This is a genomic window from Brevundimonas sp. M1A4_2e (assembly GCF_053345555.1).
The window spans coordinates 333,380-350,520 of record NZ_JBKFAI010000002.1 but is presented as its reverse complement, the minus strand read 5'-3'; the positions used below and the strand labels follow the sequence as shown (position 1 = coordinate 350,520).

Below are 17,141 nucleotides of genomic sequence, written 5' to 3'. Positions count from 1 at the left end.
TCCTTGCCCTTCATGAAGAAGTCGATGACTGTGCAATAGGAAGCACACACGACGTTCCTTCAAGAGCGACTATTATAAGACAAGAAAAAGGCGACCCTTTCGGATCGCCCTTTCCTTATCGATGCTGAGAGCGAACCCTAGCGATCCTTCTCGCGTTCTACGCCCGAGCGGGCGGACAGCGCCGCCTGCGCGGCCGCCAGACGGGCGATCGGCACGCGGTAGGGCGAACAGGAGACGTAATCCAGCCCCACCTCTTCGCAGAAGGCGATGGACGACGGGTCGCCGCCGTGTTCGCCGCAGATGCCCATCTTCATGCCCGGCTTGGCCGCGCGGCCCCGCTCCTCGGCGATGCGGATCAGGTCGCCCACCCCGTTCTGGTCCAGACGGACGAAGGGATCGTTCTCGAAGATGCCCTTGTCCAGATAGACCTGCAGGAAGCGGCCGGAATCGTCGCGGCTGATGCCGAAGGTCGTCTGGGTCAGGTCGTTGGTGCCGAAGCTGAAGAACTCGGCGTATTCGGCCAGATCGGCCGCGCGCAGGGCGGCGCGCGGCAGCTCGACCATGGTGCCGACCAGATAGTCCACGCTGTCGCCCGCCTCGGCGAAGACGGCCTTGGCCGTGCGGTCGGTCAGCTCGCGCAGATATTTCATCTCCAGACCAAGGGCGACCAGCGGGTGCATGATCTCCGGGATCGGGGCGACGCCGGTGGACGCCTTCACCTGCAGCGCCGCCTCAAGGATGGCGCGGACCTGCATTTCATAGATTTCCGGATAGGCCACGCCCAGGCGGCAGCCGCGGTGGCCCAGCATGGGATTGGTTTCCTGAAGCTCCTTGGCCCGGCGCTTCAGCTTGGCCGCGTCCAGCCCCTGATGCACGGCCAGGGCGTCGATCTCAGCCTCGGTGTGCGGGATGAACTCGTGCAGCGGCGGGTCCAGCAGACGCACCGTCACCGGCAGGCCGCTCATGATCGCGAAGAGTTCGGTGAAATCGGCCTTCTGGAACGGCGCGATCTTGGCCAGGGCGGCGCGGCGGCCCACCTCGTCGTCGGCCAGGATCATCTCGCGCACGGCGGCGATACGGTCTTCGTCGAAGAACATATGTTCGGTGCGCGACAGGCCGATGCCCTCGGCGCCGAAGCCCCGCGCGGTCTTGGCGTCCAGAGCGGTCTCGGCGTTGGCGCGGACCTTCAGGCGGCGGATGCCGTCGGCCCAGCTCATCAAGGTCTGGAAGTCGCCCGTCAGCTCCGGCTCGATCATGGCCACGGCGCCGTCCAGCACCTCGCCCTTGCCGCCGTCGATGGTGATGATCTCGCCCGCCTTGAAGGTGCGGCCGCGCGCGGTGAAGGTTCCGGCCTTCTCGTCGATCGAGATTTCGCCCGCGCCCGAGACGCAAGGGCGCCCCATGCCGCGCGCCACCACCGCCGCGTGGCTGGTCATGCCGCCGCGCGCCGTGACGATCCCGCGCGCCGCGTGCATGCCGTGGATGTCCTCAGGGCTGGTCTCGTCGCGGACCAGGATGACGGCGTCGCCCTGCTGGCCCAGACGTTCCGCCTCATCGGAATCGAACACGATCTTGCCGGTCGCCGCGCCCGGCGAGGCGGGCAGGCCCGCCGCCACCACGGTGCGGGCCGCCTTGGGGTCCAGCGTCGGGTGCAGCAACTGGTCCAGCGCGGCCGGCTCGACGCGGCTGACGGCCTCGTCCTGAGAGATCACGCCTTCGGAGGCCAGGTCCACGGCGATCTTCAGCGCCGACTTGGCCGTGCGCTTGCCGTTGCGGGTCTGCAGCATCCACAGGCGGCCCTGCTCGACCGTGAACTCGATGTCCTGCATGTCGCGGTAGTGGCTTTCCAGCCGCCCCACCACGTCCACGAACTGGGCGAAGACCTCCGGCATGGCCTCTTCCATCGAGGGAGCCGTCTCGCCCATCTCCTCGCGGCCCGCCTTGGTCAGGGACTGCGGCGTGCGGATGCCCGCCACCACGTCCTCGCCCTGGGCGTTGATCAGGAACTCGCCGTACAGCTTGTTCTCGCCGGTTGAGGGGTTGCGGGTGAAGGCGACGCCGGTGGCCGAGGTCTCGCCCATGTTGCCGAACACCATCGACTGGACGTTGACGGCCGTGCCCCAGCTTTCGGGGATGTCGTGCATGCGGCGATAGAATTTCGCCCGGTCGTTCATCCAGCTTTCGAACACGGCGCCGACGGCGCCCCACAGCTGGGCCTGGGGGTCCTGCGGGAAGGGCTGGCCCAGTTCGCGCTCGACCAGAGCCTTGTAGTCCGCGACCACCTTCTCCCAGTTCTCGGCAGTCAGTTCGGTGTCGACCGAGACGCCCAGACGGTCCTTGTGGTCGTCCAGCACCTCTTCGAAATAGTCGTGGCCCAGACCCAGCACCACGTTGGAGTACATGGTGATGAAGCGGCGATAGGAATCGAAGGCGAAGCGGCGGTCGCCCGACAGCTGGGCCAGCCCCTCGACCGTCTGGTCGTTCAGGCCCAGGTTCAGGACGGTGTCCATCATGCCCGGCATCGAGGCGCGGGCGCCCGAGCGCACCGAGACCAGCAGCGGGTTGGCGGCGTCGCCGAAGGTCTTGCCCACCACGCCCTCGACATGGGCCAGGGCGGCCTTGACCTGATCGGTCAGGTCGGTCGGATAGGCCTCTTCATTGGCGTAATACCAGGTGCAGACCTCGGTCGTGATGGTGAATCCCGGCGGCACCGGCAGGCCGAGGGACGACATCTCGGCCAGGTTCGCCCCCTTGCCGCCGAGAAGATTCTTCATCGAAGCGTCGCCGTCAGCGGATCCGCCGCCAAAGCCGTACACCCACTTGGTCATTTCGCAGTTCCTGAACCGTGGTCTGACTGCGGGTGCCAGCCCCGCATATGTATAAGGGTGCGGGTATATTCTGAGTCCCGCCTTACGGACGCCCTCACTAGCGCGCTGCACCTGCGAAGGCGAGGCTGCAGGCGCAACAATCCGTGAGCAGATGTCTCGCCTGATAAGGCGGGGGCGCCGCGTGACGCACTGGAGGAAGCGGCTCGGGCCGCCTATCTAGGCCTTATGCCCATCGCCCGCCTCGACAGTCGCGCCCTGATCCGCATCAGCGGCCCCGACGCCCGCCCCTTCCTGCATAATCTGCTCACCCAGAACGTGGAGACGCTGCAGCCCGGCGAGTTGCGCTTCGGCGCTCTGCTGTCGCCGCCGGGACGGCTGATGTTCGACCTGTTCACCTGGGGCGAGGAAGACGGCGTCATCCTGGATGTGGCGGCCGACCGGCGCGACGCCCTGCTCCAGCGCCTGTCGATGTACAGGCTGCGCTCCAGCGTGGATGTGATGGCCATTCCCGACGCCGTCTTCGTCGCCTGGGGCGCCGACAGGCCGGACGGCTTTGTCGACGATCCCCGCCTGCCGGCGCTGGGCGGCCGCCGCTGGGGCGATCAGAGCGAGACCGACGCCACCGAGGCCGACTGGCAGGCGCACCGCCTGACGCTGGGCGTGCCGGACCCCACGGCCGACACGCTGCAGGACAAGACATATCCGATCGAGGCGGACTTCGACCTGCTGAACGGCATCGACTTCCACAAAGGCTGCTTCATCGGTCAGGAGACGACCTCGCGCATGAAGCGGCGCGGCACGATCAAGAACCGCATGATGGCCATCGCCTTCGACGGCCCCGCCCCCGAACGCGGCGCCGAGGTGCTGAACGGGGACTTGCGGGCGGGCGAAGTCATGACCGGCGCCGAGGGGCGCGCCATCGCCCTGATGCGCTTGGACCGCATGGACGGCGATCTGACCGTCGAGGGCCGCCCCGTCCGGGTCGAGAAGCCCGACTGGATCCCTGATTTGTAAGGCTGAATTCGAAAGAACGGAAAATCTGCTTGTCTCGGTGTAAAAGGCGCTTGACGTAAACGCGGCCTCGTTGGTAAAGCTCACTTGTCAACACGACAGGGGAGCTTGTCATGAATACCGAGATCACCACCGCCGGCGCAGCCGCCGCCCGTAACAAGAAGAAGATGGACGACCTGACCGTCGTTCTGTGCGCCCTCACTGTGGTGGGCGTCAGCGCCACCGCCGCCACGCCCTTCTGGCCAGACGCCTGGGGCCGCGCACCGTCGATCGGCGTCGTCGTCCTGGCCGCCGGACTGGCCGTCTTCACCGCCCTGCACACCCTCTACTGGTGGCGCGGCCTGGATGAGGCCGCCAAGGAGGCGCACAAATGGGCCTGGTGGTGGGGCGGCAATCTGGGCTTCGTCGTCGGCGGCGCGGCCGTCGTCATCGCCGCCGTCGCAGGCGTGAACCTGCTGCCCGCCGCCGTGCCGCACACCGATGCGGCCCTGATCGCCCTGGGCGTCGCCGCCGCCTTCGCCGCCCAGGCCGTCGGCTATGGCGTCGCCTGGTGCGGCTGGTGGATCGCCCGTCGATGACCAGCGCCTTCGTCAATCGCCTGAAGGTCTTCCGCGCCGAGCGCGACTGGACCCAGGCCGATCTGGCCGAGCGCCTGGGCGTCTCGCGCCAGACCATCCAGGCGCTGGAGAAGGGCCGCTACGACCCCTCCCTACCCCTCGCCTTCCGCATTTCCCGCCTCTTCGGCCAGCCGATCGAAGCCATCTTCATCGCCTGATCCAGCCTCACCTTAATCCAAACCCCTAAAATCCAAGGACTTTGCAATGACCCTCGCACACCGCATGGGCCAGTCGGCCAACTGTGTCTCGCGCTTCGCCGCCGGACTGCTGGCCGCCCTGGCCGCCTCCGCCGCCCTCGCCGCCGCGCCTGGGGCCGCTCACGCTGAACAGGCGGCGCCCGCTCCGGCCGCCGCGCCCATCCCTCGCGCCGAGGGCGCCGGCCCGCCGCTGTGGGTGGTCAGGGACGCGGACTCCACCGTCTATCTGTTCGGCACGGTCCATGTGCTGCGTCCCGGCACGGCCTGGGGCTCGGACAAGGTGGACGCCGCCTTCGCCAGCGCCTCGGACATCTGGGTCGAGGTCGCCGATCAGGACGATCAGGCCGTGGTCATGCCGGTTATCCAGCAGCATGGCGTCGATCCCTCCCGCCCTCTGTCGTCGATCCTATCGACCGAGGAGTTCGCCGCCTTCGACAAGGCCGCCCAGGCCAATGGCGCGTCAGGCGCCGCGCTGGACGCCTATCGCCCCTGGCTGGCGGCCTTCATGATCTCCATGTCGGGCCCGACCAACGCGGGCTATCGGTCCGAAGCAGGCGTGGACAAGACGCTGATGGATCGCGCCAGGGCGCAGGGCAAGGCGCTGCACGGCTTTGAAACCGCCGACATCCAGGTGCGCCTGATCGCGGGCATGAGCGAAGAGGCGCAGGTCGCCTATCTGAACAATTATGTCCGCAACGCCGACGGCATCGTCGCCAATCTGGATGCCACCGTCGCCGCCTGGCTGAAGGGCGACGCCGCCGAGGCGGGCCGCCTGAACCGCATCAACACCCGCGACATTCATGAAGACATCCACCGCGCGGCCCTGATCGATCGCAACGCCGACTGGACCAACCAGATCGAAGCGATGATGCAGGGTTCCGGCACGGCCTTCGTCGCCGTCGGCACCGCCCACCTGATGGATCAGGACAGCGTCATCGACATGCTGACGGCGCGCGGGTTCAAGGTCGAACGGCTGTAAGGCCAAGACCCGACTGAACAGAGGCCCGGCGGCGACGCCGGGCCTTTTGTCTTTCGCCATCCTTCGACAAGCCAAGCGGAGAGCGGCGTCATAGAGCTGCGCCCGCCCCCTGGGCGTTCTCCCTTGGCGTCAGTCCGAGTCAGGCGGTACGGCGCGTCCGCCGCTCCACTCGGGCTGGTACAGGCCCGTCGCTATGCCGGCGATGAAGCCTTCGGGCCGAATTCGCGGACCGAACCGTCGACACGGATCGGGCGCGGGCGCCGGGCGTGCTTCGCGATTTTCCGGCGCAAGGGCGTCAGCAACCATGTCGCCCAAGGGCTCGGCCAGTTGGTGCGCATCGCCGACTCGAGAAAGGGAAGGCTTGTCCGTGCCCACAAGCATGGCGTCGCGTCGCCAGACAATCGCTGCGGCCTGCCGCCCGTCCGGCGTCAACAGCTCGGCCTCGGCCCCTAGCCCGCCCAGTCCGCCGGGCGCTCGGACCTTGATCGGCCCTGGAATAAAGAAGTTCGCAACCGCTGCAGCCGCAGAGCCCGCCTGGTGCGTGGGCCGGATATGCGTCACCCCGACCCGCACGGTCCCGGCGCCTGGATCCGGCTGTTCAGCGATTTGGTATCGCTCGCTCAGTTCATAGCAAAGCTGACGATCGACCTCCGTCAAGACCAGCCGCCGCTCCTCCGGCGAAAGCACCGGGTCTGAAACGCCGAACACCTCGGCCGGCGCGACCCAGACTCGGTCGACCGTCGCGGTCAATGCTTCATCGCGACGCTGCAGAACCGAAGCCCTCACCACGTCGGTGCGAGGCTCAAGTCCTTCGTAGGAGGACAGGAAACCCGATCCCGGCTTGACCTCGGTGGTCGCGCAAGCGCCCAGCGCGGCCGACAGGCCCGCTGCTGCGACGGCGAGCCGCGCAATCCTGAAATCCATGCGTCTTCTCCTGCTTTAGACCATTACGCGGCAGAAGGGTCGTCGGATCGCGCCCAGCCTAGTGTCGAACGTCTCTGACCAGGGAAAGATCATATCCGAGCGCCTTCGTCCGCTCCATGATGGCGGCTCGCGTCGCTTGGTCCGGCTGGGGATTACGGCTCAGCAGCCACAGGTATCGACCCGAGGGTTCGCCGACGATCGACCAGGAATAATCGTCCGCCCGATCCAGCACCCAGTAATCGCCCACATAGAAGGGGCCGAAGAACGAGACCTTCAACTTGGCGTTGTCGGAACCGGGCGTCACCTTGGCCCTGCCCTGGGCCGTCTTGACGGGTCCGTCCACAGCGCCCTGGCGACAGGTGTTCAGCACGCTGACCAGGCCGTCGTCACGCAGACCGTATTCCGCCGTCACCGCTTCGCAGCCGCGTTCGAAGCCGTTCTCATAGCGACCGATCTCGTACCACAGGCCTGCGTATCGGTTCAGGTCCACCGCCTTAGCGGGTTGGGGCACGGCTGGGTTGCCGACCGGACCACGCTGCAACGTGGCGCACGCCGACAAGGTGGCGGCGGTCCCGACGGCGAACAGAACAACGAGGCTGGTTCGTTTCAGGTTCATGGCTGGCTCCGCGCTCAAAAGGTTTCAGACGCCCCGATCCAGGGCGATTTGGATGACATCGGTTCGACCGGAACGGAACCCGGCCTCGCAATAGGCCAGGTAGAAACGCCACAGACGATGAAAACGACTATCGAACGCCTCGCTTTTGCTCCGAATGTCCGACCAGGCGGCGTCGAACCGGCGCGTCCATTCGGCCAGAGTGTCGGCGTAATCGAGACCGAAACGATCGACCGCCGTCTGCTTCAGGCCTGCCTTTTCGATCACCGGGGCCATCCGGTCCTCGGACGGAAGAGAGCCGCCCGGAAAGACGTATTTCTGGATGAAGTCCGTGCGCGCGTCGTATTCCTCGAACAGGCTGTTCTGAATGGTGATGACCTGCAGGCCCGCACGTCCGCCGGGTTCAAGAACGTCATGTATCTTCTGAAAATAGGTCGGCCAGTATTCCCGGCCTACAGCCTCGAACATCTCGATTGAGGCGACGCGGTCAAAGCGCCCCTGCACATCGCGATAGTCCAGCAGGCGAACGTCCGCGCGTTCGGCCAGCCCCGCCTCGAACATGCGGCGGCGGGCGTAGTCATGCTGTTCCCGTGAGATCGTCACGCCGGTGACGAGGGCGCCGACCTCGCGCGCGGCGAACTCGGCGAAGCCGCCCCAGCCGCAGCCGATTTCCAGCACGCGGTGGCCGGGCTTGAGGTCCATCAGGCGCGCCAGGGCGGCGTATTTGGCCTGCTGCGCCTCCTGCAACGGCTGGTCGGGCCGCTCGAACCGCGCCGAGGAATAGGTCATCGAAGGATCCAGCCAGGCGGCGTAGAAGGCGTTGCCCAGATCGTAGTGGGCGTGGATGTTGCGTTGCGAGCCGCGTCGACTGTTGCGGTTCAGCCTATGCCCGACCCAGTTTACGGCGTTCATCAGCGGATTTCCGTCGAACAGCCGGCGGATGTGGTCGTAATTGTTGACCAGGGTCTCCAGCAGGACCGCGAGGTCGGGGGTGTCCCACTCGCCCGCCATATAGCCCTCGGCGAAGCCGATATCGCCGCCTCTCAACACCCGAGCGGCGAAGCGCGGGTCGCGGATGACCAGAACTGCGGCGTGTCCCGTGGATCGACCGCTCAGTTGTCGGTTCGTCCCGTCCGGCAGGACGAGCGTCAGGCGTCCCCAGGTCCAGTTCGAGGATAGCAGGCGCAGCAGCAGATCGAGAACGGGCGAAGCCCCCCTCTTCTCGTCCTGGCCGCCGTAGAAGGTCGTAGTCATGGCGTCATAAGGCCTTTGTGGGCAAAAAGGATCATGTCGGCTCTTCATCCAAGGGTCGCGCGGCGAGCGATTTCAGGGCGTCCAGCGCCCGCGCTCGCGCCGCCGCGTGATCCACGATCGGGCGCGGGTAGGTGCGGCCCAGCCTCACCCCGGCCTCGGCCAGGACAGCGGCGGGGGCCGACCAGGGCGCGTGCAGCCAGCGATCCGGCAGTGCCCGGATCTCAGGAACCCAACGACGCACATAGCGCCCGGCAGGGTCGAACTTCTCGCCTTGGGTCACCGGGTTGAAGATACGGAAATAGGGCGCGGCGTCGGCTCCAGAGCCTGCGACCCACTGCCAGTTCTGCACATTGCTGGCCTGGTCGGCGTCCACCAGGGTGTCCCAGAACCAGGCCTCGCCCTCGCGCCAGTCGATCAGCAGATGCTTGACCAGGAAGGAGGCGACCACCATCCGCACGCGGTTGTGCATCCAGCCGGTCGCCCACAACTCACGCATCCCCGCATCGACCAACGGGTAGCCGGTGCGCCCCTGCTTCCACGCCTGAAGCCCCTCGGGATCGGCCCGCCAGGGCATGGCGTCGAACTCGGGCCGGAAAGCGCGCTCGGCCATGTAGGGAAACTGATGCAGCAGATGGGCCGAGAACTCGCGCCAGCCGATCTCGGCGATGAACTTGTCCGCCTGGGCGGGGGCCACGCGGTCGTGGGCGACCGCCGCGCGGACGGCCCGCACCACCCCGCGCGGGCTGATCTCGCCCCAGTGCAGGTGCGGCGACAGGCGCGACGTGCCCCGGCGGCCCGGCACGTCGCGGCCGACCGCGTAGTCCGCCAGACCGCTCTCGATGAACGTCGCCAAGACGGCGGCAGCGCCGGCCTCTCCGGGCGTCCAGTCAAAGCCTCGAGACCAGTCCGGCGCGCAGGGATGAAGCCCCCAGGCGTCGATGTCCTCTCCGGCCGGCCCCTCGGGCGTGACCAGGGTTTCCGGCGCGGGCGTCGCGGGCCGCTCGGGCGCAGCCTGAACCAGCGCCTTCATAAAGGGGGTGAACACCCGGTACGGCTTTCCCGCGCCGGTCAGGACAGCGCCCGGGCGTGTCAGCAGGCTGCCGTTGAAACCGTGGCAGGCGACACCCTCTTCCTGCAGGTCGTGGGCGATGTCGGCGTCGCGGACGAAGGCCTCTGGCTCGAACCGGCGGTTCATGAAGACCTGGTCGGCGCCGGTCTCGTCAATCAGGCGGCGAAGTTCAGCCTCGCTGTCGCCGCGGCGCAGGATGAGCCGCCCTCCGCGCTGGCGCAGCGCGGCGTCGAGGGCGCGCAAGGATTTGTCCAGCCACCACCGGGAGGCGCCGCCGGGACCACGCCCCTCCCCGCTCTCGTCAAGAATATAAGCGGGAAGGATCGGCCGTTTCGCGGCAAGCGCGGCGGCCAGGGCGGGATTATCGCCCAGCCTCAGGTCGCGGCGAAACCACAGGATGACGGGGGTCGCGGCGTCACCGGCCAAGACGACTCTCTCGCGCCTTACGCTGAATGGTGACCGGATCCCAGGCCGGCGGCGGTTGCCGGGTGAGAGGAATACGCTTGAGCCAGAGCTTCAGCGCCTCCCAGTGGATGGCGGCCATGACCTTGAACGTCAGCAACGGCATGGCGGCGGCCGCCGACAACAGGTTCGCGTCGGTCAGGTCGCGACGCTCTCCCGACATGGCCGCCGTGATCAACACGCCTTGGACGTCCAGGCCGTCGATGGTCAGGTTCAGACGCTCGTCCGGCGCATGGCCGCGAAACTCATAATCCATCTCCATCCCCATGAAGGGCGAGACGTACAGGGCCTTGGCCGCGCCCTGACGGATCCGGCCGGCCGCCTGATCTTCCGCCGGGACGGGAATGACATAGGCGTGCCGCACGCCGAAGGTGCTGGTGACCTCATAGACCACCGCCGCGAGCCGACCGTCGGCCCCGTGACAGTAATAGAGGCTGATCGGATTGAAGACATAACCCAGCACACGCGGCATGGTCAGCAAGCGGATCGGCCCGCCCTCGATGTCTATCCCGGCCCGGCCCAGATAGGCCTCGATCTGCGGCCGCAGCGGCCCGCCCGCGCCATCGCCGTGATCCCGGTCATGAAAGGACAGCAGGTTGAAGCGATTGCGCGAGAACAGACGCAGCCGCCGATCCAGGGCGTCGATCTCAGCCAGGTCCAGCAGCAGCCAGAACACGCGGTAGTTCAGCCGATGCTCGCGCGGCCGAAGCCGCCTGTGGGCGACAACTCCGCGATAAAGGGCCGAACCATAGGTCACGCCGTCGCCTCAAGCACGCTGGGCGCGGACATGGGCAGATGGATGCGTCCGCTCTCGTTCTCGACAGCCCAGGGCCTGCGAACGCCGCCCAACTGCTCCGCGACGGCGAGTCCAGACTGTAGGCCGTCCTCGTGAAAGCCAGCGCCGAAATGGGCGCCGCAGAACCACACGCCGCCCTGCCCTTGCAGGCTCCACAGCTGCTTCTGAGCCTGGATGGCCTCGGGGGTGAAGATCGGGTGCTCGTAAAGTTCGCTGCGCAGCAAGGAGCCCGTGCGCGGCGGACGCGGCGGGTTCAAGGTGACGAACAGGTCCTGGCCTTGAAGCCCCTGAAGACGGTTCATCCAGTAGGTGACGCACAGACCGTCGTCGGCCCCGATATAGTTCCAACTGGCCCAGGCCCGTCGGCGGCGCGGCATCAGGGTCTGGTCCGTATGAAGAACCGTCAGGTTGCGGCTGTAACGGAAGGCGCCTAGCACCTGGGTTTCACGCTCCGTCGGGTCCGCCAACATGGCCAGGGCCTGATCCGCATGGGCGCCGATCACCACATGGTCGAACCGCTCGGCCCCGCCCTGGCTGTCGTGGACGATGACGCCCTCGCTGGTGCGCCGCACCGCCGTCACGCCGCGGTCCAGGCGAATGTCGGAGATCGCCCGCGCCAGACGCTCGACGTAGACGCGGCTGCCTCCCTCGACCGTGCGCCAAAGCGGCCGTCCGACCAGCTTCAGCAGGCCGTGGTTGCCGCAGAAGCGTATGAAAGCCTCGGCCGGATAGTCCAACAAAGTGTGCGCCGGGGATGACCAGATCGCTGCCGCCATCGGCAGCAGGTGATCATCACGGAAAGCTTCGCTGAAGCCCTGTCGCTTCAGATAATCGCCGAGGGTCAGCCGGGGATCCGTCAACCCGGCCAGATCGACCGGGGCCTGGCGGTAGAAGCGCAGGATTTCGCCCAACATCGACCAGAAGCGCGGCCGAAACAGGTTGCGACGCTGGGCGAACAATCCCGGCGCCGCGTATTCAAACCGCCCCTGATCCAGCGACACGGCGAAAGACATATCCGTAGCGCGGGTCTGGACTCCAAGATGTTGGAATAGCGCGATCAGGTTGGGATAGGTGGCGTCGTTGAAGCAGATGAAGCCTGTATCTACGGGAACCTCGGCGCCGAGCGCGCCCGCCGTCACCGTATTGGAGTGACCGCCCAGCCTTTCGGCCTTCTCGTAGAGGGTGACGAGATGCTTCTGAGACAGCAGCCAGGCCGAAGACAAGGCGGCCACGCCCGAACCCACGACGGCGACCTTCAGCGGCGCGTTAGAAGGGACAGCACTCGGTAAGGACATAAGAGCTCCGGCCCACGATCAAAAGCGATGCAGGTTCGGCGACAGATACGAGCGGAGCGGTCGGACGGATGACGATTGATCCAAACTTTTGCGCAAAGCGTATTAGGATCCATGCATGTCGAGGCTTCGTCTTTCGCACCCTCTGAAAAGCGCGTCGGCGCCATGAGCGACGGAGCCGAAAATCTGCTTGCGCACGAACGGCTGATCGAAGCGGTGGCCCTCCGCCGCGACCGCGAGGCCTTCGCCCTTTTGTTTGAACATTTCGCCCCGCGCCTGAAAGCCTGGCTGATGAAATCCGGCGCCAGCGCGGCGGCGGCCGAAGACTTCGCCCAGGACGCCATGCTGACGGTCTGGCGGAAGGCCGACTTGTTCGACGCCCGCAAGGCGCGCGCCGCGACTTGGATTTTCACCATCGCCCGCAACCGCCGGCTGGACATGCTGCGACGCGACGCTCGCGCCCTGCCCATGCCTGAAATCGAGCCCCACGAAGACGAATCAATGCGGCCTGACGCCATACTGGTCATGAGTGACGACGCCCGCCGAGTGCGCGAGGCCTTAACGCTGCTGAAGCCCGATCAGGTCGAGGTCCTGCGCCTGGCCTTTTTCATGGACAGCCCCCATTCGGAAATCGCGCAAAGGCTGAACCTGCCGCTGGGCACGGTGAAGTCCCGCATCCGCAACGCCATGATCAAGCTGCGCGCTCTCCTCGAACCGTCCGAGGAGGCCTCCCGGTGATCCCCGCCCGCAACCCTTCCGAAGAGCGTCTGCTGGCCTATGCCGCCGGCACGCTGAGCCCGCCTGAGGCGGTGGTCGTCGCCGCCCACCTGGCCTTGCGCCCCGCCAACGACGCCTGGGTCCGCCGGCTGCAGTCCGTCGGCGGCGAGTTTCTGGAAGCGACGCCCCCCTCGGTCCTGTCGGACGGCGCTCTGTCCCGAGCCATGGCGCGGATTGAAACCGACGCCGGCGAAGTCCGGGTTCAGCCGCCGCTGAACGACATGCCTGAACTGCCAAAGCCCTTGCGGCGGTATGCCCTGGGTCCATGGCGCTGGATCGGACCAGGGATGCGGATGCGCGATGTTCATGCGCCGCGCGACGGCGATTGCCGCGTCATCCTGCTGAAAATCGACCCGGGCCGTGAAACGCCCCGCCACACCCACGGCGGGGTCGAGCTGACCTGCGTTCTGTCCGGCGCTTACGCCACCGAGAAGGAATGGTTCGGGGTCGGGGATTTGGAAGAAGCTGATGAAGACGTGCTGCACCGGCCGCGCGTGGTCTCGGACGAGCCCTGCCTCTGCGTGGTGGCTCTGGATGGCCAGATACAGCTCGACGGCTGGATGGGCCGCCTGATGCAGCCCTTCGTGCGGCTGTGATCGGCGCCCTGCTGGCGCTTTGGGCCGGGGCGGCGCTGTTCCTGGTTCTGGTGATGGCGGCCGCTTGGCTGGTTCAGCGCCGAACAGGTCAGGGGGGATGGGCGGACGCCTTCTGGTCGCTGGGCCTGGGCGCAGCGGGAGTGTTGGTGGCCCTCTTCCCGCTCGACAGCGCCGCGCCGTCCGCCCGCCAGACCCTCGCGGCCTGTCTGATCGGCGCCTGGGGATTGCGTCTAGGCCTGCACATCGCCGCCCGCGCCCGCTCGTCGCACGAAGACCCGCGCTACGCCCGCCTGCGACAGGATTGGGGGCCGCATTTTCAGCCCCGGATGTTCGGCTTCCTGATGCTGCAGGCGGGGGCCGCCGCCCTCCTGGCGCTCAGCATCCTGGTCGCCGCCCGTAATCCGGCGCCGGGCCTGAATTTCCAGGACGCCCTTGCGACCGTCGTGTTCGTGGCCGCCCTGTGCGGCGAAGGTCTGGCTGATCGTCAATTGAGCCGCTTCAAGGCCGATCCGGCCAATCGCGGCGAAGTCTGCGACACCGGCCTCTGGGCCTGGTCCCGGCATCCCAACTACTTCTTCGAATGGCTCGGCTGGTGCGCCTGGCCGATCTTCGCCCTCAACCTGAGCGGCGGCTGGCCGTGGGGGTGGTTGGCGCTGAGCGGGCCGGCCTACATCTATTGGCTGCTGACCCGGGTGTCGGGCGTGCCCTTGCTCGAGGCCCACATGCGTCGCTCGCGCCCCGAGGCCTTCGCGGCCTACGCCGCCCGCACCAGCGTCTTCTTTCCCCGGCCGCCAAGGCCTTAAAGCATGCGGAACAGTCGCGCAGCGAAGGCGCACGCGATCGCCGACGACCCCGCGCTGACGCATACGCCCCAGGCCATGTCGATCAACGACAGTTTCAGGCTCCAGGTCTTCAGCGTCGCCAGGTTCGTCAGGTCATAAGTCCCGTAAGCGAACAGGCCGAACAGGCCGCCCCACAAGAGCGCCTTCTTCCAGCCGCCCTCAGCCAGCCCAGGCCAGACGGCGAAAAGGGTCAATCCCGCCGCATAGAGAGCATAGAAGGCGATCGCGGGCGCCAGCCTGAAGTTATCGGCCAACATCGAACCGATAAAAGGACGATAGAGCCGGTCGCCCATACTGCCTAACCAGGCGGTGTCGATGATGGCGAACACGATCAGCGTGGAAAGATAGGCAATCGCGATATTCATAGACGACCTCCAGCAGCATTGCTGATGATATACGATCACGCACGGCGATTGGATTTGGGATCCCGACCGGGATAGGCGGAAAGGCGGCTAGGTCCAGGCGTCCAGCACCTCATCGCATTCCGCCGTTTCGATCTGCTGGCTGAAACGGTCATGGTAGAGATTGAGCAGAGCTTCGTGCGCCTGATCTGACGAGCTGCACACCGCGTCGGAGACCACGATCACGCGAAAGCCCAGATCCACGGCGCCCAGTACGGCTGCAAGGACGCACATATCCGTCTCGGCCCCCGTCACCACAAGCGTGTCCACCTGTCCCGCCGCAAGTGTTGACGCCAGATTCGTCCCCATCCAAGGCGAGTAGTGCGCCTTGTCTAAGACACGGGCGGGCGGAATGAAGGTTTGAAGCTCGGGCAAGAGCTCAACGCCCTCCTCCCCCAGGTTGTCGAGGGTGATCGACTCCCATCGACGCCAATATCGCCGCCAGGCTCCCCGCCCATCGCCCGGCGAGCGCGCGGGGATAAAGCGGGTGAAGCACGTGCGATCAGCCCGGCGCTCGCACAGGCGCACGACGACCGGCAGCACGCGGGGCATCCAGGGCGTCCGCCAGGCTGTTTCCTCTGCGAACATCCGCTGCATGTCCACGCATAGATGCACCGCAGAGGCTGGAATGCGCCCATAGATGATGCCGGAAGCCATGCACTGGCAAAGCCTAAATCTCCGCCAGGTTCCCGCCCAGATGACTTCGTTTCGGTCGCCGGAACATCGAAACCCAACCTGTGGAAGTTCGAGCACCGGCGTCCCGGGCCAACCGGGTCGCCAGGCGTCCTGCCCGCGCAAATGAAGACCAACGAGCCCAGGCCGGGGCGCTTGTCAGCGACCGCGCAGTCCCCGCAAGCGCCGGGCGGAACCCGGCTTGGCGATGCGCCGTTCCCTTGCCCTGTTTAGGAACCGCATCCCATGTCCGACACGATCGCCGACCCGGCCTTTGAACCACCGCCCGAAGCCCAGGCCTTCTACGAGGAGGCCTTGCGCCTGCTGAAGGAATCCGGCGTGCCCTTCCTTCTGTCGGGCACCTATGCGGTTACCGCCTATACGGGAATCCGTCGGCCGACTAAGGATCTCGATGTCTTCTGCAAGCCTGGCGATTACCCTCGAATCCTCGCCTTCTTCCAGGCGCGCGGCTATCGCACCGACGTGGAGGACGAACGCTGGATCGCCAAGGTCTGGAAGGATGACAAGCACTTCTTCGACGTCATCTTCGCCATGTCGAACGGCACCATCGCCGTGTCCGACAGCTGGTTCGGACCGGACCGCATCACCGTCTACGGGCATGAGGTGACGATCACCCCGCCGACCGCCCTGATCCTGTCCAAGGCCTTTATCCAGGACCGCTATCGCTACGACGGCGCGGACGTGAACCACGTCATCCTGAAGCAGGCCGAGGCCATCGACTGGAAGTCGCTGCTGGATCAGATGGACCTTTATTGGGAGGTGCTGATGGCGCACCTGCTCAACTTCCGCTTCGCCTATCCGACCGAGCGCGGTCTGGTGCCCGCCTGGCTGATGACCGAACTGATCGGCCGCCTGCAGGCCCAGGTCGATCTGCCGCCGCCGCGCGTCAAGGTGTGTCGCGGGCGTCTGTTCAGCCCGCGCGACTATATCGCCGACATCTCCGAATGGGGCTTCGGCGACGTGGTGGGCAAGGGCCTTGAGGAGCGCCATGACCCCGTCGCCTGACACGTCTGAAGCAGCGCCTCCCGTCGAGGGTCAGACGCCCCAGCCGGGCATGGAGTCCGGGCCGAAGAAGAAGCTGCGCGTCGCCGCCGTGGCCGACCTGCACGTCGGCGAAACCTCGCATCGCGCCTATCGCGACCTGTTCGACCGGGTGCATGAGGACGCAGACGTGCTGTGCCTGTGCGGCGACTTGGTCAACTTCGGCAAGACGGTCGAGGTTGAGAACCTTCTGGAAGACCTGCGCGCCTGCCGCATCCCCATGGTCGGCGTCCTGGGCAATCACGAGCATGAGTGCGGCCAGCCGCTGGAAGTCAGCCGCATGCTGACCGACGCAGGGGTCAAGATGCTGACCGGCGAAGCCTATGAGATCGACGGCGTCGGCTTCGCCGGGGGCAAGGGCTTCGTCGGCGGTTTCGGCCGCTACATGCTCAGCTCCTTCGGCGAGGCCTCGGTCAAGACCTTCGTCAATGAGGCGGTGGAAGACGCCAACCTCATCGAGAATTCGATCCGCACCCTACGCACCGAGCGGAGCGTCGTGCTGCTCCACTACGCCCCGGTCGTGGATACGGTGATCGGCGAGCCGCCCGAGATTCACGCCTTCCTAGGCTCGTCGCGCCTGGCCGAGGTCGTCGACCGCTATGAGAACGTCAAGCTGGTGCTGCACGGCCACGCTCATCGTGGGGCCCCGGAAGGCCGCACGGCGCGCGGCGTCCCGGTCTACAACGTCGCCCTGCCCGTGCTGCGGACGCTGGGCGATACCCCGTATCGCGTGTTCGAGGTCTGAAGGC

The 17,141-nt window shown here is 66.6% G+C and carries 18 protein-coding genes; 9 read left to right on the top strand and 9 right to left on the bottom strand.

Features of this window, described 5'->3' with window-relative positions; all coding sequences use genetic code 11:
• Positions 1-137: 137 nt before the first annotated feature.
• Complete coding sequence (ppdK, locus tag ACLBV5_RS06270; protein WP_447605138.1) at positions 138-2,828, bottom strand: pyruvate, phosphate dikinase; 2,691 nt, start codon at positions 2,826-2,828, stop codon at positions 138-140.
• 225 nt (positions 2,829-3,053) lie between these two features.
• On the opposite strand from ppdK, the gene ygfZ reads away from it, so the two are divergent.
• From ygfZ to ACLBV5_RS06250, 4 genes are all read left to right on the top strand, one after another.
• Positions 3,054-3,842, top strand: coding sequence for a CAF17-like 4Fe-4S cluster assembly/insertion protein YgfZ (ygfZ, locus tag ACLBV5_RS06265; RefSeq protein WP_447605137.1), 789 nt, complete (start codon positions 3,054-3,056; stop codon positions 3,840-3,842).
• Between the two features lie 110 nt (positions 3,843-3,952).
• Positions 3,953-4,417: a hypothetical protein gene (locus ACLBV5_RS06260; RefSeq protein ID WP_447605136.1), complete on the top strand. Its 465-nt coding sequence runs from the start codon at positions 3,953-3,955 to the stop codon at positions 4,415-4,417.
• Entirely contained in the window at positions 4,414-4,614 is a 201-nt protein-coding gene (locus ACLBV5_RS06255; protein WP_024353899.1) for a helix-turn-helix transcriptional regulator, read from the top strand. Before ACLBV5_RS06260 ends, ACLBV5_RS06255 begins: the two co-directional genes overlap by 4 nt.
• 46 nt (positions 4,615-4,660) lie before the next feature.
• Positions 4,661-5,632: a TraB/GumN family protein gene (locus tag ACLBV5_RS06250; RefSeq protein ID WP_447605135.1), complete on the top strand. Its 972-nt coding sequence runs from the start codon at positions 4,661-4,663 to the stop codon at positions 5,630-5,632.
• 129 nt (positions 5,633-5,761) lie between these two features.
• Here ACLBV5_RS06250 and ACLBV5_RS06245 read toward each other — a convergent pair whose 3' ends face one another.
• Genes ACLBV5_RS06245 through ACLBV5_RS06220 form a run of 6 tightly spaced genes read right to left on the bottom strand, consistent with a single transcriptional unit; the run spans position 5,762 to position 12,045 of the window.
• Entirely contained in the window at positions 5,762-6,556 is a 795-nt protein-coding gene (locus ACLBV5_RS06245; protein WP_447605134.1) for a DUF3313 family protein, read from the bottom strand.
• Between the two features lie 58 nt (positions 6,557-6,614).
• Positions 6,615-7,172: a lipocalin family protein gene (locus ACLBV5_RS06240; RefSeq protein WP_447605133.1), complete on the bottom strand. Its 558-nt coding sequence runs from the start codon at positions 7,170-7,172 to the stop codon at positions 6,615-6,617.
• A gap of 24 nt (positions 7,173-7,196) precedes the next feature.
• Entirely contained in the window at positions 7,197-8,423 is a 1,227-nt protein-coding gene (locus ACLBV5_RS06235) for a class I SAM-dependent methyltransferase (RefSeq protein ID WP_447605132.1), read from the bottom strand.
• Between the two features lie 31 nt (positions 8,424-8,454).
• Positions 8,455-9,918, bottom strand: a complete 1,464-nt coding sequence (locus tag ACLBV5_RS06230; protein ID WP_447605131.1) for a cryptochrome/photolyase family protein — start codon at positions 9,916-9,918, stop codon at positions 8,455-8,457.
• Positions 9,908-10,711 (bottom strand): DUF1365 domain-containing protein, encoded by an 804-nt coding sequence (locus tag ACLBV5_RS06225; RefSeq protein ID WP_025977668.1) that lies wholly within the window; start codon positions 10,709-10,711, stop codon positions 9,908-9,910. Before ACLBV5_RS06225 ends, ACLBV5_RS06230 begins: the two co-directional genes overlap by 11 nt.
• Positions 10,708-12,045, bottom strand: a complete 1,338-nt coding sequence (locus tag ACLBV5_RS06220) for an NAD(P)/FAD-dependent oxidoreductase (RefSeq protein WP_447605130.1) — start codon at positions 12,043-12,045, stop codon at positions 10,708-10,710. The genes ACLBV5_RS06225 and ACLBV5_RS06220 overlap by 4 nt, the downstream gene beginning before the upstream one ends.
• Positions 12,046-12,207: 162 nt before the next feature.
• Here ACLBV5_RS06220 and ACLBV5_RS06215 point away from each other — a divergent pair, with 162 nt between their 5' ends.
• The 3 genes from ACLBV5_RS06215 to ACLBV5_RS06205 are packed head-to-tail and all read left to right on the top strand — an operon-like array spanning position 12,208 to position 14,218.
• On the top strand, positions 12,208-12,780 hold the full coding sequence (locus tag ACLBV5_RS06215; RefSeq protein WP_447605129.1) for a sigma-70 family RNA polymerase sigma factor: 573 nt from the start codon (positions 12,208-12,210) through the stop codon (positions 12,778-12,780).
• Positions 12,777-13,415 (top strand): cadmium/peroxide/UV radiation responsive anti-sigma factor ChrR, encoded by a 639-nt coding sequence (gene chrR, locus ACLBV5_RS06210; RefSeq protein WP_447605128.1) that lies wholly within the window; start codon positions 12,777-12,779, stop codon positions 13,413-13,415. Before ACLBV5_RS06215 ends, chrR begins: the two co-directional genes overlap by 4 nt.
• Entirely contained in the window at positions 13,412-14,218 is an 807-nt protein-coding gene (locus ACLBV5_RS06205; protein WP_447605127.1) for a DUF1295 domain-containing protein, read from the top strand. Before chrR ends, ACLBV5_RS06205 begins: the two co-directional genes overlap by 4 nt.
• On the opposite strand, the gene ACLBV5_RS06200 is transcribed toward ACLBV5_RS06205, so the two are convergent.
• Positions 14,215-14,622 (bottom strand): DUF2177 family protein, encoded by a 408-nt coding sequence (locus tag ACLBV5_RS06200; RefSeq protein ID WP_447605126.1) that lies wholly within the window; start codon positions 14,620-14,622, stop codon positions 14,215-14,217. The two genes, ACLBV5_RS06205 and ACLBV5_RS06200, sit on opposite strands and share 4 nt — an antisense overlap.
• A gap of 87 nt (positions 14,623-14,709) precedes the next feature.
• Positions 14,710-15,315, bottom strand: coding sequence for a cysteine hydrolase family protein (locus ACLBV5_RS06195; RefSeq protein ID WP_447605125.1), 606 nt, complete (start codon positions 15,313-15,315; stop codon positions 14,710-14,712).
• 261 nt (positions 15,316-15,576) lie between these two features.
• Between ACLBV5_RS06195 and ACLBV5_RS06190 the strand changes: the two genes are divergently transcribed.
• Together ACLBV5_RS06190 and ACLBV5_RS06185 are read left to right on the top strand one after the other, a co-directional pair.
• The gene (locus tag ACLBV5_RS06190; protein WP_025977675.1) at positions 15,577-16,356 is read left to right on the top strand and encodes a nucleotidyltransferase family protein; all 780 of its coding nucleotides are present in this window, start codon (positions 15,577-15,579) and stop codon (positions 16,354-16,356) included.
• Positions 16,340-17,137: a metallophosphoesterase family protein gene (locus ACLBV5_RS06185; RefSeq protein ID WP_025977676.1), complete on the top strand. Its 798-nt coding sequence runs from the start codon at positions 16,340-16,342 to the stop codon at positions 17,135-17,137. The genes ACLBV5_RS06190 and ACLBV5_RS06185 overlap by 17 nt, the downstream gene beginning before the upstream one ends.
• The last annotated feature ends 4 nt before the right edge of the window (positions 17,138-17,141 follow it).